This is a genomic window from Streptomyces sp. NPDC033177 (assembly GCF_055577715.1).
This window is the reverse complement of the sequence record NZ_JBVIPS010000011.1, coordinates 38,818-62,936: the sequence shown is the minus strand read 5'-3', so window position 1 is coordinate 62,936 and position 24,119 is coordinate 38,818. Positions and strand designations below refer to the sequence as shown.

Sequence of the window (24,119 nt, the reverse complement as noted above, 5' to 3'; positions counted from 1 at the left end):
TGAACCCCTCCCTTAAATCGACCTAAGAAGGCTTATAAGGGCCCATTCGGTTCGCCTCGGTGATCGATCAGCGCGGCCGACGCCACTTCTAGAACCAGACAAACGTGTCACGCTCCGCGCCGAACCCATCACGTTGACCGCGCACGGCCGCCCCGAATTCGGTAGACCGGACGCATGACCCCAGCACATACGGAACTCGCCGACCGTGTTCTCGGCGGCTGGACCGGGCGGATCGCGGGAAACATGCTCGGCAAACCCATCGAGCGGGGCGACTACTGGACGCGCGAGCGCATCGAGCGCTATCTGCGGCAGGCCGACGCGCTGCCGCTCACCGACTATCTGCCCGAACCCCCTTCCTGGGTCGAGGAGTTCCAGCTGCGGCCCGAGTGGCAGCAGTGCGTGCGCGGCAAGGTGCACGGCAGCTGCCGTGACGACGACATCGACTACGCGATCCTCGGACTGCACCTCCTGGAGACGCACGGGTTCACGTTCAGCACCGAACAGGTCGGCGAGCTGTGGCTGCTGCGCCTGCCCTACCTGCAGACGTTCACGGCGGAGCGCGTCGCGTACCGGAACCTGGCCAACGGGCTGAAGCCGCCGCTCACCGCGACGTACGAGAACGCCTGCCAGGAGTGGATCGGCGCCCTCATCCGGGCCGACATCTTCGGCTGGACGAACCCCGGCGCACCGCGCCGCGCCGCCTCCCTCGCCCGCCGCGACGCCGTGCTCTCGCACACCGGCAACGGCGTCTACGGGGCGATGTGGGCGGCGGCGCTCGTCTCGGCGGCGTTCTCGGCCGCCACCGCGCGCGCCGCCCTGGACGCGGCGTTCGGCGTGATCCCCTCCAGCTGCCGGCTCGCCCGTACGGTGCGCCGGGTCGTCACGCTCCACGAGGCCGGGCTCAGCTGGGAGGAGACCCTCGCCACCGCCGAGTCGGAGAACACAGGACTCGGCTGGATCCACGCCGTGCCCAACTCGGCCGTCCTGACCGCGGGGCTCCTCTATGGCGACGGCGACTTCACCCGCACCATCGCCCTCACGGTGCGCGGCGGCCTCGACACCGACTCGAACGGCGCGACCGCCGGGTCCGTCGCGGGGGTGCTGTGCGGGGCCAAGGCCATCCCTGCGCAGTGGCGGGACCCTCTGGAGGACCGGGTGCGCAGTGCGGTGTTCGGCTTCGACGGGGCACGGATCAGTGAACTTGCAGCGCGTACGGTGGAGTTGGTGCGGGAGTGAGGCGGGAGCGGCACGGGACCGCGTCGGCACGGGGCCGGGCCTGCACCGCGTCTACCCTTTTCACGTGACCACTCAGGATTACGCCACGTACATCGCGGGCCTGCCCCGCATCATCGCCGGGGCCGCCGCGCTCTTCCGGGACTCCGAGGGGCGGGTGCTGCTCGTCGAGCCCAACTACCGTGACGGGTGGGCCCTGCCCGGCGGTACCGTCGAGTCGGACGAGGGCGAGACACCGCGGCAGGGCGCGCGCCGCGAGACCGCCGAGGAGATCGGTCTGGACGTCGATCTTGGCGCTCTGCTCGCGGTGGACTGGGTGCCGGGTGTCGCACGGCCCCCGCTGGTCGCCTATCTGTACGACGGCGGGGTGCTCGGCGACGACCGGCTGAAGTCGATCAGACTCCAGGAGGACGAGCTGCTCTCCTGGCGCCTGGTGGCCCGCGCCGACCTGCCCCGGTTCCTCCCGGGCGAGTTGGGGCTGCGGGTACGGGCCGCGCTTGAGGCGCTCGATGCGGGGACAGGGACCGTGGAGCTGGAGAACGGCGTGCGGGTCGGCTGAACCAGTCGGTGGTCAGGGTCAGAACAGGGCGTCCTCTTTTCGCGGTGTGGCGGCTCCCTCGAAGGCCAGCAGCCGCTGCTTGCGGTCGAGCCCGCCGCCGTAGCCGGTCAGGGAGCCGCCCGTGCCGATCACCCGGTGGCAGGGCACGATGACCCCGATGGGGTTCTTGCCGTTGGCGAGGCCGACGGCGCGTGAGGCGTTGGGTTTGCCCAGCAGGGCCGCGAGTTCGCCGTACGTGCGGGTCTCGCCGTACGGGATCAGCTGGAGCTGTTGCCAGACGGTGCGCTGGAACGGCGTGCCGTCCAGGCGCATCGGGAGGTCGAACTCCTTCAACTCGCCCTCGAAGTACGCCTCCAACTGGTTGGTCGCCTTGGCGAACGGGCCCGCGTCGCGGTCGCCGAAGGTCTCCTCGGGCGGGCGGTGCCGCTGCTCTGTCATGTAGAGGCCGCTGAGGAGCCCGTCGGTGGCCACGAGGGTCAGGGGGCCGTAGGGGCTGTCGATGAGTGTGTGCTGACGGTGCACGGGGCTTGTCCTCTCGGGTCGGCGCTCAGGCCGGGATGTGGTTGATGGGGTGGGCGTCGGTGGCCCACAGGTACTGGACCGCGTAGGCCCGCCAGGGGCGCCAGGCCGCGGCCCGCGTAGTCAGCGCGGCCGGCGTGTGCGGAAGGCCGAGCTCCTGTGCCGCGCGGCGGATCCCCAGGTCGGTGGGGAGGAACGCGTCGGGGTCGCCGAGTGCCCGCATGGCGATGACCTCGACGGTCCAGGGGCCGAAGCCGGGCAGTTCGGTGAGCCGGGCGCGCGCCTCCTCCCAGCCGCTCTCCACGCCGAGCCGCAGTGATCCGTCGGCGAGGTGGCGTACGAGCGTGGTCAGGGTGGTGCGGCGGCTGCGCGGCAGCGCGAGTGCCTCCGGGTCGAGCGCGGCCAGGGCTTCCGGCGCCGGAAAGAGGTGGGTGAGGCCGCCCTCGGGGTCGTCGACCGGCTCGCCGTGCGCGGTGACCAGGCGGGCGGCGTGGGTACGGGCGGCGGCGGTGGACACCTGCTGGCCCAGTACCGCGCGTACGGCGAACTCCGCCTCGTCGACCGTGCGGGGCACCCGGCGCCCCGGCGCCTTGGCCACCAGGGGTGCGAGCAGCGGGTCGGCGCTCAGCTGGGCGTCCACCGCGACCGGGTCCGCGTCCAGGTCGAGCATGCGGCGGCAGCGGCTGATGGCGATCGTGAGGTCGCGCATGTCGGTGAGGCTGAGGCGGCAGGCGATGTGGTCCGGGGCGGGGGTGAGGGCGACGACGCCATGGCCGTACGGGAGGCGGAGCGTGCGGCGGTACGCGCCGTCGCGCCACTCCTCGACGCCGGGTACGGCGGTGGCGATGAGGTGGCCGAAGAGGTTGTCGGGGTTCAGCGGGGCACGGAAGGGGAGGCGGAGCGAGAGCGCACCGGGGGCGGACGGCCTTCTGGCGGCCTTGGGGGTGCGGTCCCGCAGTTCGCCGGGGGCCAGGGCGAAGACCTCGCGGACGGTGTCGTTGAAGGTGCGGATCGAGGCGAACCCGGCCGCGAAGGCGATCTCCGCCATCGGCATCGGAGTCGTCTCGATGAGGAGGCGGGCCGTCTGGGCGCGCTGGGCCCTGGCCAGGGCGAGAGGGCCCGCGCCGAGTTCCGCGAGGAGCTGGCGTTCCACCTGGCGGGTGCTGTAGCCGAGGCGTCCCGCGAGGCCCGGGACGCCCTCGCGGTCCACCACGCCGTCACCGATGAGCCGCATCGCGCGGGCCACGAGGTCGGCGCGCTGATTCCACTCGGGGGACCCTGGGCTGCTGTCCGGCCGGCACCGCTTGCAGGCCCGGAACCCCGCCTGCTGGCAGGCTGCCGCGCTCGGATAGAAGCTCATGTTCTCGGGCTTCGGAGGGACCACGGGGCAGCTGGGGCGGCAGTAGATACGGGTGGTGGTGACGGCGGTGTAGAACCAGCCGTCGAACCGGGCGTCCTTCGACTGCACCGCACGTACGCAGCGCTCGGCGTCGGAATGCATCGAGGTAAGCGTCGGAGAACTCGTGGTCATGCCTCAAGGATCGGGCATGGGGGTGGGGGTGGCTGGCGAGAATCCGACATGGAGGTCGGGGGTGGTCGAGCGTCGGGAGGTCGGGCGGTCGAGGCCCCAGGCGGGTCACCCCCGGGGCGCGTGTCAGGACGTGCGCAGCTTGCGCCAGACCGCCTTCGCCGCGTTGTGCCCCGACATGCCGTGCACGCCGGGTCCCGGGGGCGTCGCGGACGAGCAGATGAAGACGGCCGGGTGCGCGGTGCCGTACGGGAAGAGGGAGAGCTTCGGGCGCAGCAGGAGTTGGAGGCCGCTGGCGGCGCCACAGGCGATGTCACCGCCCACGTAGTTCGCGTTGCGGGCGGCGAGTGTGGGCGGGCCCGCGGTGGCGCGGGCCAGGACACGGTCGCGGAATCCGGGGGCGAAACGATCCAGTTGGCGCTCGATGGCGTCCGTGAGGTCGCCGTCCCAGCCGTTCGGCACATGTCCGTACGCCCAGAAGACCTGCTTGCCCGCGGGCGCGCGGGACGGGTCGACGACGCTGGGCTGCACGGTGATCAGGAACGGCGGGTCGGGCGCGCGGTTCTCGCGCGACGCGGCGTTCAGCGCGGCACCGATCTCGGCGCTGCTGCCGCCGATCTGCACGGTGCCCGCGACCCGGGCCTCCTTCGCCGTCCACGGGACGGGGCCGTCGAGGGCGTAATCGATCTTGAATACGCCCGCGCCGTAGCGGTAGTTCTCATAGCTGCGCCCCAGGCCCGCGATGCGGGCGAGCGCGGTGGGCGAGGTGTCGAAGACGTACGCGCGCGCCGGCGGCAGGTCGTCAAGGCGCTTGACCTCGTAGTCCGTGTGGACGGTGCCGCCGAGATCCTTCAGATACGCGGTGAGCGCGTCCGAGATCGACTGCGAGCCGCCCCGGGCGACCGGCCAGCCGCGGGCGTGCGCCGCCAGCGCGAACACCATGCCGACGGCACCGGTGGCGATCCCGCCCAGCGGCGCGATGACATGGGCGACGAGCCCGGAGAACAGGGCGCGGGCCCGGTCGTCGCGGAAACGCCGCATCAGCCAGGTGGAGGGCGGCAGGCCCGCGAGGCCGAAGCGCGCGAGGGTCACGGGGTCGCGGGGCAGGGCCGTCGAGGGCAGCGCCATGAAGTCCCGCAGGATGTCGTCCCACTTGCTGACGAAGGGCTCGACAAGTCGTCTGTACGCACCCGCGTCGCGCGGCCCGAACGAGGCGGCCGTCTCGGCGACGGAGCGGGCAAGCACGGCCCCGCTGCCGTCCGTGAAGGGATGCGCCATGGGCAGCTGCGGCTGGAGCCACTCCAGGCCGTACCGGTCGAGGGGCATGGTGCGGAACACCGGCGAGTTGATGCCCAGCGGGTGCGCGGCGGAACAGGGGTCGTGCCGGAACCCGGGAAGCGTCAGCTCCTCGGTCCGCGCACCGCCGCCGACGGTGTCCTTGGCCTCGAACACGGCCACCGAGAAGCCGCGGCGGGCCAGCTCGACGGCAGCGGTCAGACCGTTCGGTCCCGCCCCCACGATGACGGCATCAAGCATCGACGGCACCTTCGGACTCCTTTGTCAGCCGATGGCCTCTGCCGCCCAGGATAGGCCGGACCACCGACAGCGCCGCGGGCGCGGGTAGCCTCTGACGGGTGACGTCGTGGTTCCGCCGCGCTGACGCGGGCTCCGAGGACTGGTTCGAGACGGGGCAGGACGGGATTGTCATACGTCAGGTGTCCTTCCCAGGCCCGGGAGGGGCGGCTTCCGTGGCGGCCTCACGCAACGAACTGGCCTGGACCCGCGCCGAGTTCGAGTCGCTGGGAGCACAGCTGTACGAGGTGACGTACGGCGCGCCGGTGAATGGCCCCGTCACTGCCGGGGAGCCGGTCTCCGAGGCGGAGTTCGAGTCCGCGTGGCAGCGGGCCCGTCACAGCCGCAACACGACGGCGCGGGAACCGGCAGGCCCGCTCCCCCAGGGCACCCGCCTGACCGGCACGGTCAGCGAGCTGCCGTGGGGCCCGGGGCGCACCGGGCTCTTCGTCGACCTGGGGATGCCGATCACCGGCTTCGTGGATCTGGGGCATCTCCCCCTCGACCCCGGCCACTGGCCGCACGTCGGGACCGTCACGGACTTCGAGGTCACCACCGTGCGCTTCAACTTCACGCCGCGCGGTGCCCCGCAGATCAGGCTGCGTCCGACAGCAACTCCACCACCCGGTCGACCGTGGCCGCGTCCCGCCCTGCCGTGAACGGCAGCGTGTTGCCGCCTTCTATGCGGAAGGGCTCGCCCGAGACGGTCCGATTGCTGCCGCCGGCCTCGGCCACGAGCAGCAGACCCGCCGCGTGATCCCAGGCGAGCTCCCAGGAGAACGCGACCGCGTCCAACTCGCCCCTGGCGATGGCCAGATACTCGAGCCCGGCCGAACCGCAGGGCCGCGGCGCAACGCCCGCCACGCGCAGACCCAGCAGAGCCTGCTTCTGCTCGGGCGTGGTGAAGTCCGGATGCGAGGTGGCCACCTCAAGGACCTCCCCGGGCGAACCGGCCACGAGCCGCTCGCCGTCGAGCCAGGCGCCCTTGCCGCGCAGGGCGACCGCCATCTCGTCGAGCGCCGGGGCGTACGTCCAGGAGGCGATCACCTCGCCGCGCCACGCCAGTGCGATCAGCATGCAGAATCCGGGGTTGCCGTGCACGAACTGCCGCGTGCCGTCCACGGGGTCGACGATCCACACCGGCGCGTCGGTGCGTATCGCCTCGTACAGCGCGGGGTCCGCGTGGACCGCTTCTTCGCCCACGACCACGGAGCCGGGGAGCAGCGTGGTGAGTGCTTCCGTCAGCTGCTCCTCGGCGAGCCGGTCGGCCACCGTCACGAGGTCGTGCGGGCCGCTCTTCTGGACGACATCGCCCTCGGCGAGCTGCCGGAACCGCGGCATGACCTCGGCTGCCGCGGCCTTGCGGAGGGCTTCTTCGACGTCGGGGACGCCACGTACAAGAAAGTCTTCGATCGCTTCGATCATGCATCCATGAGAGCACGCCGGACTGACAATCCGTACGGCTCAGGGAAAGGGGGCATGGATTCGAGATGAATCCCATGTGACCTGCCCTCCGGGGCCAGTCTCCCCCAGGCCAGTAGAGCGGCTCACCTCAGCAGGGCGACTCAGGTCCCGCCCGGGGAACTGGGCGAACCGCGCGTTCCCGCCGTCCTCGTACAGCGGCCGCCAGACCGGGCTCCCGGCCTCCCCTGGCGGGCTGCCCCTTCTGCGAACTGCGCCGCCGCAGCACGAGCCTGCTCGCCCCCGGGGGAAGTGCCCCGGCCAGTGAACCGGCATATGGTGCATTTCATGGCGTAAAACCCTCTCTGGAAGCTCCTCATCCGCCGCCTCGCCCCGCCCCGCCCGTCCCGAAAGGGTGACCCCATGCACCCCTCGCTCAACCCGGCCACCCTGGCCGAGCTGCGCCGGCCGCGCCCCTACCCCGCCGTCACGGTCCTGCTGCCGACCCACCGCAGGGAACCGGACAACGCCCAGGACCCCGTGCGGCTGCGCAATCTGGTCGCCGAGGCCAAGGAGCGCCTGAAGTCCGACCCGGCCGTGGCCAGGGAGCAGCGGATCGAGGTGGCCGCACAGCTGGACCGGGCGGTGGCGGAGATCGACCTGGTGCACGCCGAGGACGGGCTCGCCGTCTTCGCCGCCCCCGGTGAGCACCAGGTGTGGTCGCTGGCCAGGACGGTGCCGTCGCGCGTGGTGCTCTCGGACACCTTCCTGACGCGTAACGTCGTCGCGGCACAGGCCGCCGAGCGTCCGTACTGGGTCCTCGCCGTCTCGGCCGACCGCGTCTCGCTGTGGAGCGGCACCCCGGAGCGAGTCGTCGAGCACACGGCGGACGGCTTCCCGCTCACCCGGAGCCTCGACGACCCCGACGCCGAGCGCAAGGAGCGGATCGGCGACCTGCCGAGCACTTTCCGCGACGAGCACACGCGCAAGTTCCTGCGCGAGGCGGACCATGCCGCGGCCGGCGTGCTCCACGCTCACCCGCGCCCCTTGTTCGTCGCCGGGGAAACCCAGGCACTCTCCCTTCTCGACGACGTCGGCACGGCCATCAAGGGAGTTACGCGGGTGCCCCACGGCGGCCTCGCACACGGCCCCGCGGACGCCGTGTGGCAGGCGACGCGCCCCTTCCTCACCATCCGGGAGAGGGACGAACTCGACTCCGTGGTCGCGGAGTTGGACGCTGCGCAAGGCCGTCGCCAGTATGCCGCCGGTCTCGATGAGGTCTGGCAGAACGTGACGACGGACCGGGTCCGCCTCCTCGCCGTCGAGGACACCTATCAGGCGACCGTACGCAACGACGGAGGGCATCTCGTGCCGGCCGCCGACGACGACTTCGACGCGGTGGACGACGTGGTCGACGACATCGTCGAGCGGGCCCTGGACACCGGCGCACAGGTCCGCTTCGTGCCCGAGGGCACGCTCACGGGACGCGGCCGGATCGCCTGCGCCCTGCGGTACTGACGTCAGCCCCACCCCCCAGCACAGAGATCAGGGAAAGGACCGCAGCCCATGAACCCCCTGCCGCCCCGCGGGAAGCGGCGCCCCACGCGCCTCACCCGCCCCGCGCACCGCGGGCCCGCGGTGTCCGCCGCCCTCACGCTCGCGGCCACCGTGACGGCTGCCGCCGCGCTCGTCTCGTGCAGCACCGAGAGCGACGCCCCGTCCGCCGAGAGCAGCAGGACGGTCAGCGAACGGCCGACCGCTCCCGACTCCTCGTCGGTCTCGGAGAAGACCGCGTCGCCGCTGAAGTCGCAGGCGTCGGAGGCCGCCGAGTCCGCCCGTGCCTCCGCCTCCGAGGCGGATGCATCCGCCTCGGAGCGCGCGGACGAGTTCGAGGCGTCCGTGTCCGCCGACACGGAACGGGCCAACCAGGCCGCCGAGGACGCCCTGAAGGGCGTCGACGGGCGGGGCAACGCGATGTCCGACGTCTCCATGACGGGCAAGCCCCGCTCCGAGACCGACGGGGTGCTCGCGTCCGTGGTGACCTTCACCAACAGGACCGACAAAACGGCCGACTTCGCCGTGCAGGTCGACTTCGTCGACTCCTCGGGCAAGGTCGCGGAGACCCGCTACGTCGGCACGGAGAACCTCGAACCGGGCAAGCGGGCCCAGCGGTACGCCATCAGCCACGAGCCCCCGGAGCCGAAGCTCTCCGCGAAGCTGGTCAAGGCCCAGCGGTACTGAACTCCCGTACCGGAAGGGCCGCTTCAGAAGCCAGCCGCTTCAGAAGTCCACGGCGTCGCGGACGAGCGGGCACGTCATGCAGTGCCCGCCGCCGCGGCCGCGTCCCAGCTCGGCGCCGACGATGGTGATGACCTCGACCCCCGCCTTGCGCAGCAGCGTGTTGGTCTGGGTGTTGCGGTCGTAGGTGAAGACGACGCCCGGCTCCAGGGCCACGGCGTTGTTGCCGCTGTCCCACTGCTGCCGCTCGGAGGCGTAGACGTCCCCGCCCGTCTCGATGACGCGCAGCTCGGGCAGGCCGAGCGACTTGGCGACGACGTCGACGAACGCGCGCGAGCCCTCGTCCGTGATCTCGACGCCCGCCGCCTTGTCGCTGGGGCGCAGCGTGAAGGAGTGCACGGCGTCCATGATCTTCGGGTAGAGCGTGACGATGTCGCGGTCGGCGAAGGTGAAGACGGTGTCGAGGTGCATCGCGGACCGCAGCTTGGGCATGCCCGCGACGATGACCTGCTCGGCCGCGCCGTTCTGGAACAGCGCGGAGGCGACCTGCGTGATGGCTTGGCGCGAGGTCCGCTCGCTCATGCCCATCAGGACGACGCCGTTGCCGACGGGCATGATGTCGCCGCCCTCGAACGTCGCCTGCCCCCAGTCGAGTTCGGGGTCCCCCCACCACACCGTGGCGCCGGTGAAGTCGGGGTGGAAACGGTAGACGGCCTTCATCAGGAGCGTCTCGTCGTGCCGGGCCGGCCAGTACAGCGGGTTGAGCGTGACACCTCCGTACAGCCAGCACGTCGTGTCGCGGGTGTAGAGGGTGTTCGGCAGCGGCGGCATCAGGTACTCGCTGACGCCGGTGGATTCGCGTACGAGCGCGAGGTACCCGGAGCGGAACTCGTCCGGCAGATCCGCGGTGGCCAGGCCTCCGATGAGGTACTGGGCGAGCCGCCGGGGCTCCAGCGTCTCCAGGAAGGCGCGGGTGCCGTCGATGAGTCCGAGGCCGACCTCGTTCGCGGTGATCTTCCGGTCGAGGAGCCAGGTCCTCGCCTCGGGGAGCGCCACGGTCTGGGCGAGCAGGTCGTGCAGTTCGACGACCTCCACTCCGCGCTGCTGCAGTTTGATGACGAAGTCGGCGTGGTCGCGCTGGGCGTTCTCGACCCACATGACGTCGTCGAAGAGCAGGTCTCCGGAGTTGGTGGGGGTCAGCCTGCGGTGCGCGAGACCGGGCGCGCAGACCAGGACCTTGCGCAGCCTGCCGACCTCGGAGTGGACACCGAACGTCGGTGCGGCGGGGTTGTCGTGGCTGGTCACGCTGGTCACGGTGCGCCTTTCGGTCGGTGGCAACAGGGTCGGTGGCCGGTCAGAGTTCGATCCAGCCCACCGCGAGGGCGATCACGCCCACGACGGCGCCCGCGATCGAGACGGCGCAGATGACGGCCTCGCGGGGGGAGAACAGGCGCCGGTTCTGTTCCCGCCGGGCCTTGATGAACAGGAGGGTCGCGGGGGCGTAGAGGATGAAGGAGACCAGGACGAACTTGAGCCCGGCGGCGTACAGCAGGAACGCCGTGTAGAGCGTGGCGATCACCGCGATCACCAGTTCCTTGCGGGTGCTGTGCCCGGCGATGTCCTCACTCCCGTGCCCGAGGCCGATCCTGACGGCGAAACCGGCCGCCAGCAGGAACGGGATGAGGCTCAGCGCGCTGGTCAGGTCGAGCGCGAAGTTGAACGCGTCGTCGGAGAACATCGTGATGACCAGGACCACCTGGCTCAGCGCGGTGGTCATCAGGAGCGCGGGTACCGGCACGTCCTCGGAGGTGGCCTTGCGCAGGAAGCGGGGCATGTCGTCGTCCTTCGCGGCGACGAAGAGCACTTCCGCGGCCATCAGCGTCCAGGCGAGGTAGGCGCCCAGCACGGAGACGATGAGTCCGATGCTGACGAAGACCTTGCCCCAGGTGCCGACGGCCTCCTCGAGGACGCCCGCCATGGAGGGCTGGCGCAGCTCGGCGATCTCCGCCATCGGCATGATCCCGTACGACACGATGGTGACGGAGGCGAAGACGGCGAAGACGCTGAGGAAGCCCAGGATCGTGGCCCGGCCGACGTCCTCGCGGCGCTTGGCGTGCCGGGAGTAGACGCTCGCGCCCTCGACCCCGAGGAAGACGAAGACGGTGGCCAGCATGGTGCCGCGCACCTGGTTGAACAGCGATCCCGCGTAGTCGGCGCCGCCGAAGTTGTCCGCGAACACGGACGGCTTGAAGAGGAACAGCGCCAGGATCACGAAGACGAGGATGGGCACGATCTTGGCGACGGTGACGATCCTGTTGATGGCCGCCGCCTCCTTGACCCCGCGGCGGATCAGCAGGAAGAACGCCCATAGGCCGAACGAGGAGAGGACCACGGCGAGCAGGGTGTCGCCGTCGCCGAGGGCCGGCCAGATGGCGCCGACGGTCGACATGATGAGCACCCAGTAGGTGACGTTGCCGACGCACGCACTGGCCCAGTACCCGAAGGCGGAGAAGAAGCCGAGGTACTCGCCGAACCCGGCCTTCGCATAGGCGTAGACACCGGCGTCCAGGTCCGGTCTGCGGACGGCGAGGGCCTGGAAGACGAACGCGAGCATCAGCATGCCCGTACCGGCGATGGCCCAGGCGATGAGCGCGCCCGCGACTCCGGTCTCCTGGGCGAACCGCGTGGGCAACGAGAAGACTCCCGCGCCGACCATCGAGCCGACGACCATCATCGTCAGCGTCGTGAGGGTCAGCTTGACGGCCGGTGACGCACCGGCGCCGGCTCGGTCATTCGTCTCGGCGTGGCTCATGGACTCCTCGTCCTGTGCGGGAATCTATCCCTGGCGGGTCGAGTTGTCCTGATATGAAATCGCAGGCCGGCGGTGTTCGCGATTCGGCAAGACCCGGAGGAAGCACAGTGCACGGTGAGTACAAGGTCCCCGGCGGCAAGCTGGTCGTCGTGGACCTGGAGGTCGAGGACGGCGTGCTGCGGCACGTGCGGGTGGCGGGGGACTTCTTCCTGGAGCCTGACGAGGCGTTCGACGCCCTGAGCCACGCCCTGGAGGGCGCTCCCGCCGACACCGACGCCGCGGGCCTTGCCGCCCGCATCGACGCGGCCCTCCCCGAGAACGCCGTCCTGTACGGACTCACGTCGGAGGGAGTGGGCGTCGCGGTGCGCCGGGCCCTGGCACACGCCACCGACTGGACCGACTACGACTGGCAGCTGATCCACGAGGCGCCGCAGTCCCCCGCCCTGCTCATGGCTCTGGACGAGGTGCTCACCGAGGAGGTCGCCGCGGGGCGCCGCCCGCCGACACTGCGCGTGTGGGAGTGGGCGTCCCCGGCGGTCGTCATCGGCAGCTTCCAGTCGCTGCGCAACGAAGTGGACCTGGCGGGCACCGAGCGGCACGGCATCGAGGTGGTGCGCCGGATCAGTGGCGGCGGCGCCATGTTTTGCGAGCCGGGCAACGCCATCACGTACTCGCTCTCGGTCCCCGACTCCCTCGTACAGGGCCTGTCGTTCGCCGACAGCTACGCCTATCTGGACGACTGGGTGCTCGACGCCCTCGGCGACATGGGCATCAAGGCGTGGTACCAACCGCTCAACGACATCGCCACCGACGCCGGCAAGGTCGCGGGCGCCGCCCAGAAGCGGGTCGCCGGCGGGCACGGCGCCGTCCTGCACCACGTGACCATGTCGTACGACATCGACGCGGAGAAGATGGTCGAGGTGCTGCGCATCGGCCGCGAGAAGCTCTCGGACAAGGGCACGAAGAGCGCGAAGAAGCGCGTGGACCCGCTGCGCCGCCAGACAGGCCTGCCCCGCGAGGCCGTGATCGAGCGGATGCTCGACTCCTTCCGCACGCGGTACGGCCTGACGGCGGGCAAGGCCACGGACGAGGAGATGGCCCGGGCACGGGAGCTCGCCCGGACGAAGTTCAGCTCGCCGGAGTGGACGGCGCGGGTGCCGTAGCCCTGGTCCGGTTCGTCTCGTCCGCCGGGCTGCGCTGCCAGGCGGTGGTGCCGATGCGTCCGGTGTTGCCGAGGTCCATCCGGCCCTCCGGGGTCACGGTCCCGGGGCGGGTGCCCGGGGCCGGGGTGACCTTCAGATAGGTGCCGCTGACGGCGGTCGTCGTCGTGTCGGTGACGGTGTTGCGCCAGACGACCACGGTGTAGGCCGCCTCGCCCCGCTTCAATGTGACCGTGTGGCGCGGGCCGGGGTCGTCGTCCCTCGTCATGATCGGCTCGGTGCCTTCGAGGACCTGCACGTCGAGCGGCTCACGGTGCTCGTCGAGGACCCGCATCTTCGGGTACCCCTTCAGCCGGTAGCTGTCCTTGCCGCAGTTCGTCAGGGTCACGCTCATCGCACGCAGCCCCATGGCGGGGTTCACCATGCCCGCCTCGATACGGACCCCGGACGCGGGGCAGGAGGGCGAGGGCACGTCGGGCACGTCCGGCGGCCCCGTTTCGACGGGGGCCTCCGTCGGCGAGTCAGGCGGCGAGTCAGGGCCAGGGGAGGCCGACATGTGATCCGCCGCCGCGGACCGCTCCTGCTCGGCAGGCGCCGTACGCGCGGGGTCCCTCTCCCGCTCGAACTCCTCCGAGAGCCCGCATCCGGAAGCGAGCAGAGTCACTGCCGCGAGGACGGCGACGTGTCTGACCCGGACGATGCGTCTGCCCCGGACGACGTGTCTGAACGGTATGACGGTCACGCGGAGATCATGCCATGGCCACTGATTCCCCCCTTCTCTTCCGGGAAGTCGCGTCATTCTGCGGCATCCGTCTTTCTAGGGCGTCGCGTTGCGGGCCGCGACAAGTCCCGACTCATAGGCGAAGACGACTAGTTGGGCCCGGTCGCGCGCCCCGAGCTTCGTCATCGCCCTGCTCACATGCGTTTTCGCCGTGAACGGGCTGATCACCATGTGTTCGGCGATCTCCTCGTTCGTCAGTCCGCGCGCGGCCAGTGCGGTGACCTCCCGCTCCCGACGCGTGAGGTTCTCCAGGCCCGGCGCGGTGGCCCGGTCCGGCGGCCGCGACACGAACTCACCGATCAGCCTGCTGGTCACCGAAGGCGAGAGGAGTGATTCCCCGCGCGCGACGATCTCGATGCCGTGCAGCAGATCGGCGGGCTCCGTGTCCTTGAGCAGAAACCCACTGGCCCCGGCACGCAGGGCGTCGAAGACGTACTCGTCGAGGCCGTAGTTGGTGAGGATCACAACGCGTACGCCGCTGAGGCTGGGGTCGGCGGCGATCCGGCGCGTCGCCTCGATCCCGGTCATCACCGGCATCTGTACGTCTATGAGCGCCACGTCGGGCATGCACTCCCGAACGAGCGCGATCCCACGCTCCCCGTCGGCGGCCTCCCCCACCACCTCGATGCCGTCCTCGGCTTCGAGCAGCGCACGGAACCCGGCGCGCATCAACGCCTGGTCGTCGATGAGCACCACCCGGATCACCCGCCCTCCCCCGAGCGCCCGGCATCAGCGGCCACTCCCGCTTCCCCACCCCGAGGCGCCCCACCCCGCCCTTCGCCCCCTGCGCCGACTCCCCCTACGGATACCTGGGGCGCCAACACCGCGCACTCCAGCGGCAGTTCGGCCCGCAACAGAAAGCCCCCCTCAACCCTCGGCTCCGCCCGCAACGACCCGCCCAGGGAGGCGACCCGTTCCCGCATCCCCGTGAGCCCCGTCCCCTCCACCGGTGGCCGCCCCGCATCGGCGACCCCGTCGTCCTCCACCCGCACCCCCAACACCCGCTCCCCGTAATCGAGCCCGACCACCACCTTGGCAGAGCCCCCCGCATGGCGCGCCGCATTGGTGAGGCCCTCCTGCACGATGCGGTACGCGGCCCTCTCCAGGTCACCGGCCAGCGTCCGCTCCCTGCCCCGCACCGTCAGCTCCACCGCGAGCCCGGCCGCCCGCGCACGCTCGACGAGCAGCGCCGGGCTCCCTGTCGGCTCGTCCGTGCGCAACACGGTGAGCGTGGACCGCAGTTCACGCATCGCCTCACCGCTCGCCTCCTGGATGGCGAGCAGCGCCGGCGGTATCTCCTCGCCCCGCTTCCTGGCGAGGTGGACGGCGACTCCCGCCTGGAGCTTGACGATCGAAATACTGTGCGTCAGCGAGTCGTGCAGTTCGCGCGCGATGCGCAGCCGCTCCTCACCCGCCCTGCGCAGCGCCGCCTCCTCGCGGGTCCGCTCGGCCTCCAGGGCCCGCTGTTCGGTCTGGCGCAGATACGCCTGCCAGTTCTTGTCGGCGAGGCCCGTGACCAGGGCGCACAGGAACCAGCCGGCCAGCAGCAGCGTCCACTGCACGACATCGTCCGACGCCTTCCCCGCCACCGCGAAACCCGCCAGGAACACCCCGGCTGCGACAGCGGCAAGGCCCCGGTGGGCCGCTCGGGCGGCCGTGTGCACGGCCGCGACCACCGGGATCGCCGCGACGCTGCTCGCGCCCCCGTACAAGACCTCGACGACCAGGCAGGCCGTGGTGACGGCGAGCACGGTGCGTGGCGCGCTCCGATGCGCGGCGAGGGCCAGCGAACCTGCCCCTATAAGTGCGTAGTCGAAGAACCCCGCTCCGCCTTCGCCCAGGCCCACCGCGAGCGCGACTATCCCGCCCACCACGACCGCGAGCACCGCATCACCGATCCATGCCTGCCGCACCCGGTTCCGCACCCGCTCGCGCATGTTCACCTGACCCGCCGCTCTCCTCGCCCGGCCCGCCGTCATCTGTGCCCCCGTGCCCCTCGCATCCCCGCATGCATCCCCGCACCCCTCGCGGCGCATCCCCCGCCGTGCTCAGAACTTTAGAGGCCGCCACCGACGACCGCGTCACCCCAGCAGACCGCTCCGGCACTACTCCCGGTGCAGTAGTCACGGGCTCGACCGGCCCCGGCGACGTACCCTCAACTGCCTTCCGTCGGACGACGACCCGAGGCATCCGGCGCCGCGACCATCGGGGCATGGCAACTTACCGATACACCGATCCCGTACTCGCGAAGTCCGCGACCGGCAGGACCGCCGACGCGTACGCGCAGATGGCAGAGGACTTCGGCATCGCGGAGCCCGCGCCGCTGGTCGCGCTCAGCCCCGCGCCCGAACTGTTCACCGCGGCCTGGGCCTTGCTCCGCGAGTCGCTGCTGGCCGGCGGCGACGAGGCGTTCGGCAGCGGCGGCACGACCCGCACCGACCGCGAGCTGGTCGCCGTGGGCGTCTCGCTCGCCAACCGCTGCCCGTTCTGCGTGAGCGCGCACACGATGATGCTGCACGCCACCGGCGACCACCGCGTCGCCGAGCGGGTGCTGCGAGGCGAGCAGCCGGAGGACCCGGCGCAGGCGCGGCTGCTCGCCTGGGGCAAGGCCACCCGGACACCTCAAGCGCCGGAGCTGGTCGCGCCGCCGTTCCCGCGGGCCCACGCCCCCGCACACATCGGCACCGCGCTCACGTTCCACTTCATCAACCGCGTTGCGTCGTCGCTGATCACCGAGAAGATACTGCCGTGCAACGCGCAGCGCTTCCGGGCGGTGCGCTCGATCGGCGGTCGCACCCTCCAGAAGGCCGTGCGCCGCTCCTGCACCCCCGGTGACTCACTCGCCCTGCTCGACGGCCCACAGCCCGGACCTGCCTGGGCCGCCGGCACGCCCATCGGCTCCGCCTACGCCGCGCTGCGGGACGCGGCGATGAGGGGCGCGGGGCTCCTGGACGAGGCCGACCGGGCACTCGTGGAGGCGACGGTGTCCGCGTGGGACGGCGCGCATCCGCCGTTGTCCTGGCAAGCCCTGCCCGACCGCGCGTCCCGCCCGGGAGCACGGCTCGCGCTGCTCGCCGCGCTCGCTCCGTACCGCATCACCGACGAGGACGTGGCGGCCTGGAAGAAGCCGCCGTTCAGCGACCACTGCCTCGTGCACTTGGTCTCGTTCGGCGCCTTCACCACTGTCGACCGCATCGAGACCGTCCTCGCGGCGCAGCACTCCGCCCACCACGCCAGGGAGGCGTCATGACCACAGAGACGTCAGCGAGCCCCAACTCCCGCCAGGCCAAAGCCTGGAACGGCGCCGTGGGCACCCACTGGGCCACCCACCACGAGCGGTACGACACCATGCTGTCGGGGGTGAACGACGCCCTCTTCGAAGCCGCGGCCATCGGCGCCGGCGACCGCGTCCTGGACATCGGCTGCGGTGCGGGCGTCACCACCCGCATCGCGGCCCGTCGCGCCGCACACGGGCACGCGGCAGGGGTCGACATCTCGGCGCCGCTCATCGACCGCGCCCGTGCGATCACGAGATCCGAGGGCATCACGAACGCGGCGTACGAACAGGCCGACGCCCAGCTCCACCCCTTCCCCGCGGCTGGGTACGACGTCGCGATCAGTCGTGGCGGAGTGATGTTCTTCGCCGACCACACCGCCGCGTTCACGAACATCGCCCGTGGGCTGCGCCCCGGCGGGCGCCTGGTGTTCGTCTGCCCGCAGCCAGTCAGCCAAGAGACCGAGGAGTCCCGGACGCTCGGCCTCTTCACCAGGCTCCTCGCGGAACCGGCGAATGGGGAGGGCACCGAGCAGAGCACGGAGGCCGAAGCGCCCGAAGCCGCGGCCGACGCTGCCGCAGCGCGCACCGCCATGGCCTCGCTGTCGGACCCGGCCCGTATACGCGAGGCGCTCACCGCCTATGAGGACGTGACCGTGACTCCGGTGCCGGTGGAGACGGTGTGGGGTCAAACCCCTGCAGACGCGGTCGACTTCATGCTGTCGCGCGCCCCCGGCAGCACGGTCACCGCGAAGAAGCGGGCCGCCCTGGAGGAGGCCTTCCGGCCACACGCGACCGAGTACGGCGTGCGCATGCGAGCAGGGGTGTGGCTAGTGACGGCGGTGCGCCCGGGTTAGGCCTGTCACTCCCTTCAGACCCTGCGCCTCCCCATGGCCATCAGCCCCACGTAGACGACCAACGCCGAGGCCAGCCCGATCGCCCACCCGTAGTCCGCAAGCGGCTTCAGCACGGGGACCAGGCCGTCTTCCGGGAACGGCCCCTTCCCCGGCTCCGAATGCGAGCCGCCCACGGCGAGCACGCCCCCGACCACGAAAGCCGTGACGGCCCGCAGATTCCACCCACCCGTGTACCAGTAGCGTCCTTCGGGGCGGTACAGATCGGCAAGGTCGAGGGCCGTCCGGCGCACCACCCAGTAGTCGGCGATCAGGATCCCCGCGACCGTACCGAGCAGCCCACCCACGACGCCGAGCCAGACGAAGATGTAGAGCTCGGGCGTTTCGATCAGCTTCCACGGGAAGATGACCACACCCACGACACCGGTGATCAGCGCACCCGTACGGAAGTTGATGAACTTCGGGGCGAGGTTCGCGAGGTCGTACGCGGGTGAGACGACATTGGCCGCGATGTTCACGGAAACCGTGGCGACCAGGACGGTCACCAGGGCGAAGAGGAGACCGAAGACGTTGTCGGCCTTGGCGGCCAGGTCGACGGGCTCCCAGATCGCCTCCCCGTAGACCGCTTGCGAACCGGAGGTGACCAGGACAGAAAGGAGCGCGAAGGCGGTCATGGTGGTCGGAAGCCCGAGTGTCTGGCCCCATACCTGCGCCCGCTGCCCCTTCCCGAACCGGGTGAAGTCGGGGATGTTCAGGGACAGCGTGGACCAGAAGCCGATCATGCCCATCAGCGCGGGGAAGAACACCGGCCAGAAGTCGCTGCCCCAGCCCAGCGTGGACGGCTGGTCGAGCAGCGGACCGAAGCCGCCCGCCTTGTCCGCGATCCACACGAGCAGCACCACGGCGCCGACGAGCACGAAGGGAGCCGCCCAGTTCTCGAAGCGACGCAGCGCTTCCATCCCCCGGTAGATGATGGCCAGTTGGAGGACCCAGAACAGCACGAAACAGAGCCACAGTGGCCACGGGTAGCCGCCGATGCGGGACTCGTCGCTCCACGCACCGTCGAAGACCTGGTTGAGCAGGACGTAGATCCCCTGGCCGCCGATCCAGGTCTGGATGCCGAACCAGCCGCAGGCCACGGCGGCCCTGATCAGCGCGGGCAGGTTCGCCCCGCGCAGACCGAAGGAGGCGCGGGCCAGGACGGGGAACGGGATGCCGTACTTCGGGCCCGCGTGCCCGGTCAGAAGCATCGGCAGCAGCACGATCACGTTGGCGGCGGCGATGGTGAAGACGGCTTGGCGCCAGTCCATGCCGAGCGCGACCAGGCCCGAGGCGAGCGTCCAGGAGGGGATGTTGTGGGCCATGCCGACCCACAGGGCGGCGAAGTTGTAGGTGCTCCAGTGGCGTTCGGCGAGGGGGATGGGTTTGAGGTCGTCGTTGGCGAAGCGGCTGTGTTCCGGAAAGGCTCCGGGGCGCAGTTCGACGCGGCCGTCGTCCGCGACGGTCTGGGAGGTGTCGCCGGGTCCCGCGGCGGCCGGCCCCGAGGGGGCGGTGCCGGTCACGCGGCGGGCCAATCGGTCTGCGGCACACGTCCGAAATCCATGCCCAGGCTCCTTACTCGGGTCACCGCGGATCAAGGCGGGTCAACTCAGGTCAGGTACTGGTGGTGGTGCTGGTACCGGCAGGTGCTGGAGAGTCCTCAGATCTGGCTTCCCCGCCAGTTTCCCCGACCGGCGGTGCCGACAATCCTGCGCCCGGACCGCCGGATCGCGCCAGCGGCGTACCCCAACTACCGTGGTCCGCATGATCAATCGTGGTGCGTCGCTGCCATCGAGCGCCGTCGCCGGGGAGGACGAGTCGTGAGCCACGGGGACCCGCAGCCCGTTCGTCGTCATCCGGGGGACGGCGCCCCGCTCCCGCGTCACCCGCTCCCCCGGCAGACCCCTTCCCGGCAGACCCTTTCCCGGCAGCCGCTCTCCCGCTCGGCGCTCCCCCGGCAGACGCAGCAACCGCCGCACGGCGGCCACATGATCGTGTGCGGTGACGACGCGCTCGCCGAGCGTCTCGCCGCCGAGCTGCGTGCGCTGTACCGCGAGCAGGTGACCGTGGTCGTCCCGTCCGCGCTGCGGGTCGACGGCCCGGGGTCAGAATCGGCCGGTCGGGCGCGGGCGGCCGCCCTGCTCAGCCGGATGCAGGCCGTCATGACGCGCGCGGCCGGTACACCGGGCGGCGGGGACGGGGGCGGGGCGGGCCGGCCCGAGGTTCCCCGGGTCCTCGAAGCGCCGGAGCCCGACGAGGCGGCCCTCGTCGAAGCGGGTGTGCGCGACGCCGCCGCGCTGGCGCTGGTGTATGACGACGACGAGACCAACATCCACGCCGCGCTCGTCGCCCGCCGTCTCAACCCCCGGCTGCGCATCGTGATCCGGCTCTACAACCGCAAGCTGGGCCAGCACCTGGAGGAGCTCCTCGACCAGGCAGCGGCGGTCGCCTCCCCCGGCCTGGACCCGTCGGAGGTGAACGCCTCCACCACCGTCCTCTCCGACGCGGACACCGCGGCCCCCGCCCTGGCCGCCACCGCCGTCGCGGGCACCAGCAAGGTCGTCCAGGCCGACGGGCTGCTCCTGCGCGCCGTGGAACGCGATCCGCCGCGCCGCGGCCAGGTCGCCGACCCCGGCCTGTGCACGCTCGCCCTGCTCTCGTCGACCACGAACGACCCTGCGGGCGCCGAGGGTTCGGACGACGGCGGCCAGGACGGGCCCCTGCTGCTGCCGGACGATCACACCGTCACCTCCGCCACCGGCAGGGGCACCGTGGTCCTGGAGGCCGTCTCGCACGCGGGCCCTGACCGGCCGCCGGGCCGCCTTGCCGGGCGTGGCCTCCCGCTCGGCTCGCTCTTCTCGCCACGCCTGCGCTGGTCGGTGGCCGGGCTCATGGCCTGCGTCCTCGGCCTCGCGGTGGCGAACTGGGTGACCATCGACACCCACCCCCTGCACGCCGCCTATCTGACCCTGCTCGACCTGTTCGCCATCGACGATCCCGCGCTCGGCGAATCCACCGCACGGCAGATCCTGCAACTGCTCTCGGGTCTCGCCGGATTGCTGCTCCTGCCGGTGCTGCTCGCCGCCGTCCTGGAGGCGCTCGGCACCTTCCGCACCGCGTCCTCCCTGCGCCGTCCGCCACGCGGCCTGCACGGTCACGTCGTCCTGCTCGGCCTCGGCAAGGTCGGGAGCCGTGTCCTGGCCCGCCTCCGCGAACTCGGCATCCCCGTCGTCTGCGTGGAGGAGGACCCCGAGGCCCGCGGCATCCCTCTCGCCCGCCGTCTCCGCGTCCCCACGGTCATCGGCGACGTCACGGACGAGGGCGTCCTGGAAGCCGCCAAGATCCACCGCGCCCACGCGCTGCTCGCCCTCACCAGCGTCGACACGACGAATCTCGAGGCCGCCCTGTACGCCCGCTCCATCAAGCCCGACGTCCGCGTGGCCCTGCGGCTGTACGACGACACGTTCGCCACCGCCGTCTACCGCACCCTGCGTGCGGCGCATCCGCAGGCCCTCACCCGCAGCCGCAGCGTCTCCACCCTCGCCGCCCCCGCGTTCGCCGGGGCCATGATGGGGCGCCAGATCCTGGGGGCGATACCCGTCGAACGGCGCGTGCTGCTGTTCGCCGCCATCGACGTGGCCGGTCACCCCCAGTTGGAGGGTCGGACCATAGCCGAAGCGTTCCGGCCAGGGGCCCGGCGGGTCATCGCCCTGGATTCCGCCGCTCCGGACGAACGGCTCCCGGACCTGACGGCCCCCCGGCCCGACGACGGCACCGACCAACCGGCAGGCCTCGTCTGGGACCTCCATCCCGGATATGTGCTGCGCCCCCAGGACCGTGTCGTGCTGGCCGCCACCCGCCAGGGCCTCGCCGAACTCCTCGGTCGTCGTACGCGGCCCCGGACGGACCCGGCCGACACGTAGAAGCGCCTGCGTGCCGGGCCGGGACCGGCATGGAAAACCTTCGATGATTGCCGGATCACGGCAATGTACGCCTCCCCTCCCACCTGCGACGATTCCCACCTCACCGAGACATCCGGCAAGTTGAGGAGGTGCTCAGGTGACCGTCTTTCTGGGACTTGGCATCGCGGGAATCGCACTGCTGGTCCTCTCACTCGTCTTCGACGGGGTCCTTGAAGGACTCTTCGACTGCATTGGAGTCCTCGACGGGCTTTTCGACGGGCTGTTGTCCCTTCCCGTCGTCGCCGGATTCGTGTCCATGCTCGGCTTCGGCGGGGCGATCGTGCTCGGCACGACCGGACTCGGGACCGGCGGTGCGACCGCCGTCGGGGCGGCCGTCGGTGTGGGTGCGGGCTGGCTGACGTGGAAGTTCAGCCGTGCCCTGATGCGGGATCAGACCGCGGCCACTCCGCGGGGCGACGACCTCGTGGGCACCGCGGGCGCCGTGGTCACCGCGATCCCGGTCGACGGGTACGGCGAGGTACTGCTCCAACTGGCGGGTCAGTCGGTGAAGTTCGCCGCCAAGAGCGGCGAGGCCGTCACGCGCGGCACCGAGATCTGGGTGGAGGCGGCCCTGTCGCCGACCTCGGTCGCGGTACGCCCCGTACAACGCTGACCACCACGCCACCCGCACCCGCACCCGCACCCCACAAACACACGAACACGACACACCACACCCAACACGCACGACATCACCGATCTGCCGCCCCTGGGGAGGCAGGGGGGAATTCACCATGAGTCCAGTCCTGACCGCCGTCATCGGAGTCGTCGTACTCATCGTTCTGCTCGCGCTCGTCGTCGTGACCCGCTACAAGGTCGCGGGACCGAGCGAGGCCTTCATCGTGACCGGGCGACGCGGCAAGAAGTCCACCGATCCCGACACCGGCCGGATCGTCACCGACAACAGCGGCCAGAAGGTCGTGGTGGGCGGTGGCGTGTTCGTCGTGCCGTTCGTGCAGCAGAAGTTCACGCTCGACCTGTCCTCGCGGCACATCCCGATCGCGGTGCGCGGCGCCGTGACGCTGCGCGGCGTGAAGGCCAACCTGGAGGGCGTCGCGATCGTCAAGGTCGGCGGCACCGAGGACTCCATACGCGCAGCGGCGCAGCGTTTCCTGGCCCAGCAGGGCGGCATCGTCGGCTTCACCCAGGAAGTGCTCTCCGGCGCGCTGCGCTCCATCGTGGGCCGGATGTCGGTGGAGGACATCATCCGTGACCGCGCCGCGTTCGCCGGGCAGGTCGCCGAGGAGGCCGAGGCGAGTCTGTCCGGGCAGGGCCTGGTGCTCGACGCCTTCCAGATCCAGGACATCACCACCGAGGGTTCCTACCTGGAGGACCTGGGCCGGCCCGAGGCCGCCCGCGCCAAGCAGGAAGCCGACATCGCCGAGGCCGTGGCGCGCCGCGCCGCCGAGCAGGCCCGTCTGAAGGCCGAGGAGGAGATCGCGGTCGCCCAGCGGACCTTCTCCCTCAAGCAGGCCGAGATCAAGGCCGAGACCGACGAGGCGTCCGCCCGCGCCGGGGCCGCCGGACCGCTCGCCGAGGCAGCGCGCCAGCAGGAGGTCCTCACCGAGCAGGAGAAGGTGGCCCAGCGGCAGGCCGCCCTGACCGACCGCGAGCTGGACACGCAGATCCGCAAGCCCGCCGACGCGGCGCGCTACCAGGCCGAGCAGGAGGCCGAGGCCCGCCGTGTCTCCCTGGTCAAGCAGGCCGAGGCCGACGCCGAGCGGGCCCGTCTGACCGGTGAGGGAGAAAAGGCCCAGCGGGCCGCGCTCGCCGACGCGGTACGTCTGGAGGGCGAGGCCGACGCCGCCGCGATCGGGGCCAAGGGGGCCGCCGAGGCGGAGGCGATGCGCAAGAAGGCCGACGCGTTCGCGCAGTACGGTGACGCGGCGGTGCTGCAGATGCTCGTCGAGGTGCTGCCCGCCGTGGTGGCCAAGGCGTCCGAGCCGCTCGGTGCGATCGACAAGATGACCGTGATCTCCACGGACGGCGCGAGCAGTCTCTCCCGCACGGTCGCCGACAACGTCGCCCAGGGCGTGGAACTCCTCAGCTCCACCACGGGAGTCGACGTGGCCGGCCTCCTCAAGGGCATCACCGGCGGCATGTCCCCCACGCCGCCCCCCACGCCCGCCGCCGCCAAGCTGAACGGCAAGATCGACGTAACGGACTGACCCGGACTGACCCGGACCGACC

21 protein-coding genes are annotated in these 24,119 nt (G+C 71.3%); 11 read left to right on the top strand and 10 right to left on the bottom strand.

All coding sequences use genetic code 11. The features are described 5' to 3' along the window. The first annotated feature begins 174 nt into the window (after window positions 1-174). Window positions 175-1,236, top strand: coding sequence for an ADP-ribosylglycohydrolase family protein (locus ACZ5U5_RS33125; protein ID WP_469029094.1), 1,062 nt, complete (start codon window positions 175-177; stop codon window positions 1,234-1,236). A gap of 64 nt (window positions 1,237-1,300) precedes the next feature. Next, window positions 1,301-1,792 carry an NUDIX domain-containing protein gene (locus tag ACZ5U5_RS33120; protein ID WP_469029092.1) on the top strand — a complete coding sequence of 164 codons (492 nt, stop codon included), beginning with the start codon at window positions 1,301-1,303 and terminating at the stop codon, window positions 1,790-1,792. A gap of 18 nt (window positions 1,793-1,810) precedes the next feature. On the opposite strand, the gene ACZ5U5_RS33115 is transcribed toward ACZ5U5_RS33120, so the two are convergent. From ACZ5U5_RS33115 to ACZ5U5_RS33105, 3 genes are all read right to left on the bottom strand, one after another. Continuing rightward, complete coding sequence (locus tag ACZ5U5_RS33115; protein WP_469029090.1) at window positions 1,811-2,314, bottom strand: methylated-DNA--[protein]-cysteine S-methyltransferase; 504 nt, start codon at window positions 2,312-2,314, stop codon at window positions 1,811-1,813. A 25-nt stretch (window positions 2,315-2,339) separates the two neighbouring features. Next, a complete protein-coding gene (locus ACZ5U5_RS33110; protein ID WP_469029795.1) occupies window positions 2,340-3,812 on the bottom strand; it encodes an AlkA N-terminal domain-containing protein in 1,473 nt (490 codons plus the stop codon). A gap of 153 nt (window positions 3,813-3,965) precedes the next feature. Beyond that, window positions 3,966-5,375: a phytoene desaturase family protein gene (locus ACZ5U5_RS33105; protein ID WP_469029792.1), complete on the bottom strand. Its 1,410-nt coding sequence runs from the start codon at window positions 5,373-5,375 to the stop codon at window positions 3,966-3,968. Between the two features lie 98 nt (window positions 5,376-5,473). On the opposite strand from ACZ5U5_RS33105, the gene ACZ5U5_RS33100 reads away from it, so the two are divergent. Then, window positions 5,474-6,070 (top strand): hypothetical protein, encoded by a 597-nt coding sequence (locus ACZ5U5_RS33100; RefSeq protein WP_469029087.1) that lies wholly within the window; start codon window positions 5,474-5,476, stop codon window positions 6,068-6,070. On the opposite strand, the gene ACZ5U5_RS33095 is transcribed toward ACZ5U5_RS33100, so the two are convergent. Further along, the gene (locus tag ACZ5U5_RS33095; RefSeq protein ID WP_469029085.1) at window positions 6,006-6,836 is read right to left on the bottom strand and encodes an inositol monophosphatase family protein; all 831 of its coding nucleotides are present in this window, start codon (window positions 6,834-6,836) and stop codon (window positions 6,006-6,008) included. The genes ACZ5U5_RS33100 and ACZ5U5_RS33095 overlap by 65 nt on opposite strands. A gap of 399 nt (window positions 6,837-7,235) precedes the next feature. Here ACZ5U5_RS33095 and ACZ5U5_RS33090 point away from each other — a divergent pair, with 399 nt between their 5' ends. Both ACZ5U5_RS33090 and ACZ5U5_RS33085 read left to right on the top strand, forming a co-directional pair. Beyond that, window positions 7,236-8,330 carry a baeRF3 domain-containing protein gene (locus ACZ5U5_RS33090; protein WP_469029082.1) on the top strand — a complete coding sequence of 365 codons (1,095 nt, stop codon included), beginning with the start codon at window positions 7,236-7,238 and terminating at the stop codon, window positions 8,328-8,330. A 48-nt stretch (window positions 8,331-8,378) separates the two neighbouring features. Next, entirely contained in the window at window positions 8,379-9,053 is a 675-nt protein-coding gene (locus ACZ5U5_RS33085) for a hypothetical protein (RefSeq protein ID WP_469029080.1), read from the top strand. Between the two features lie 39 nt (window positions 9,054-9,092). On the opposite strand, the gene ACZ5U5_RS33080 is transcribed toward ACZ5U5_RS33085, so the two are convergent. Continuing rightward, entirely contained in the window at window positions 9,093-10,355 is a 1,263-nt protein-coding gene (locus ACZ5U5_RS33080) for an arginine deiminase (RefSeq protein ID WP_469029078.1), read from the bottom strand. 49 nt (window positions 10,356-10,404) lie between these two features. Continuing rightward, window positions 10,405-11,862 (bottom strand): basic amino acid/polyamine antiporter, encoded by a 1,458-nt coding sequence (locus ACZ5U5_RS33075; protein ID WP_469029076.1) that lies wholly within the window; start codon window positions 11,860-11,862, stop codon window positions 10,405-10,407. Between the two features lie 107 nt (window positions 11,863-11,969). On the opposite strand from ACZ5U5_RS33075, the gene ACZ5U5_RS33070 reads away from it, so the two are divergent. After that, on the top strand, window positions 11,970-13,025 hold the full coding sequence (locus ACZ5U5_RS33070; protein WP_469029073.1) for a lipoyl protein ligase domain-containing protein: 1,056 nt from the start codon (window positions 11,970-11,972) through the stop codon (window positions 13,023-13,025). Here the strand turns inward: ACZ5U5_RS33070 and ACZ5U5_RS33065 are convergent. The 3 genes from ACZ5U5_RS33065 to ACZ5U5_RS33055 all read right to left on the bottom strand — a co-directional run bounded on the left by ACZ5U5_RS33065 (window position 12,991) and on the right by ACZ5U5_RS33055 (window position 15,740). Next, the gene (locus ACZ5U5_RS33065; RefSeq protein WP_469029071.1) at window positions 12,991-13,764 is read right to left on the bottom strand and encodes a DUF4232 domain-containing protein; all 774 of its coding nucleotides are present in this window, start codon (window positions 13,762-13,764) and stop codon (window positions 12,991-12,993) included. The two genes, ACZ5U5_RS33070 and ACZ5U5_RS33065, sit on opposite strands and share 35 nt — an antisense overlap. 75 nt (window positions 13,765-13,839) lie before the next feature. Beyond that, the gene (locus tag ACZ5U5_RS33060) at window positions 13,840-14,508 is read right to left on the bottom strand and encodes a response regulator (RefSeq protein ID WP_469029068.1); all 669 of its coding nucleotides are present in this window, start codon (window positions 14,506-14,508) and stop codon (window positions 13,840-13,842) included. Beyond that, window positions 14,505-15,740, bottom strand: coding sequence for a sensor histidine kinase (locus ACZ5U5_RS33055; RefSeq protein WP_469029790.1), 1,236 nt, complete (start codon window positions 15,738-15,740; stop codon window positions 14,505-14,507). Before ACZ5U5_RS33055 ends, ACZ5U5_RS33060 begins: the two co-directional genes overlap by 4 nt. A 275-nt stretch (window positions 15,741-16,015) precedes the next feature. On the opposite strand from ACZ5U5_RS33055, the gene ACZ5U5_RS33050 reads away from it, so the two are divergent. Both ACZ5U5_RS33050 and ACZ5U5_RS33045 read left to right on the top strand, forming a co-directional pair. Further along, window positions 16,016-17,053 carry a carboxymuconolactone decarboxylase family protein gene (locus tag ACZ5U5_RS33050; protein ID WP_469029066.1) on the top strand — a complete coding sequence of 346 codons (1,038 nt, stop codon included), beginning with the start codon at window positions 16,016-16,018 and terminating at the stop codon, window positions 17,051-17,053. Beyond that, window positions 17,050-17,934 (top strand): class I SAM-dependent methyltransferase, encoded by an 885-nt coding sequence (locus tag ACZ5U5_RS33045; protein ID WP_469029065.1) that lies wholly within the window; start codon window positions 17,050-17,052, stop codon window positions 17,932-17,934. Before ACZ5U5_RS33050 ends, ACZ5U5_RS33045 begins: the two co-directional genes overlap by 4 nt. Window positions 17,935-17,948: 14 nt before the next feature. Here ACZ5U5_RS33045 and ACZ5U5_RS33040 read toward each other — a convergent pair whose 3' ends face one another. Next, window positions 17,949-19,493, bottom strand: a complete 1,545-nt coding sequence (locus ACZ5U5_RS33040; RefSeq protein ID WP_469029063.1) for an NCS1 family nucleobase:cation symporter-1 — start codon at window positions 19,491-19,493, stop codon at window positions 17,949-17,951. Window positions 19,494-19,958: 465 nt separating this feature from the next. Between ACZ5U5_RS33040 and ACZ5U5_RS33035 the strand changes: the two genes are divergently transcribed. The 3 genes from ACZ5U5_RS33035 to ACZ5U5_RS33025 all read left to right on the top strand — a co-directional run bounded on the left by ACZ5U5_RS33035 (window position 19,959) and on the right by ACZ5U5_RS33025 (window position 24,097). Further along, entirely contained in the window at window positions 19,959-21,893 is a 1,935-nt protein-coding gene (locus tag ACZ5U5_RS33035; protein WP_469029788.1) for an NAD-binding protein, read from the top strand. A gap of 136 nt (window positions 21,894-22,029) precedes the next feature. Beyond that, window positions 22,030-22,545, top strand: a complete 516-nt coding sequence (locus tag ACZ5U5_RS33030; RefSeq protein WP_469029061.1) for a hypothetical protein — start codon at window positions 22,030-22,032, stop codon at window positions 22,543-22,545. Between the two features lie 118 nt (window positions 22,546-22,663). After that, complete coding sequence (locus tag ACZ5U5_RS33025) at window positions 22,664-24,097, top strand: flotillin family protein (RefSeq protein ID WP_469029058.1); 1,434 nt, start codon at window positions 22,664-22,666, stop codon at window positions 24,095-24,097. Window positions 24,098-24,119 lie beyond the last annotated feature (22 nt).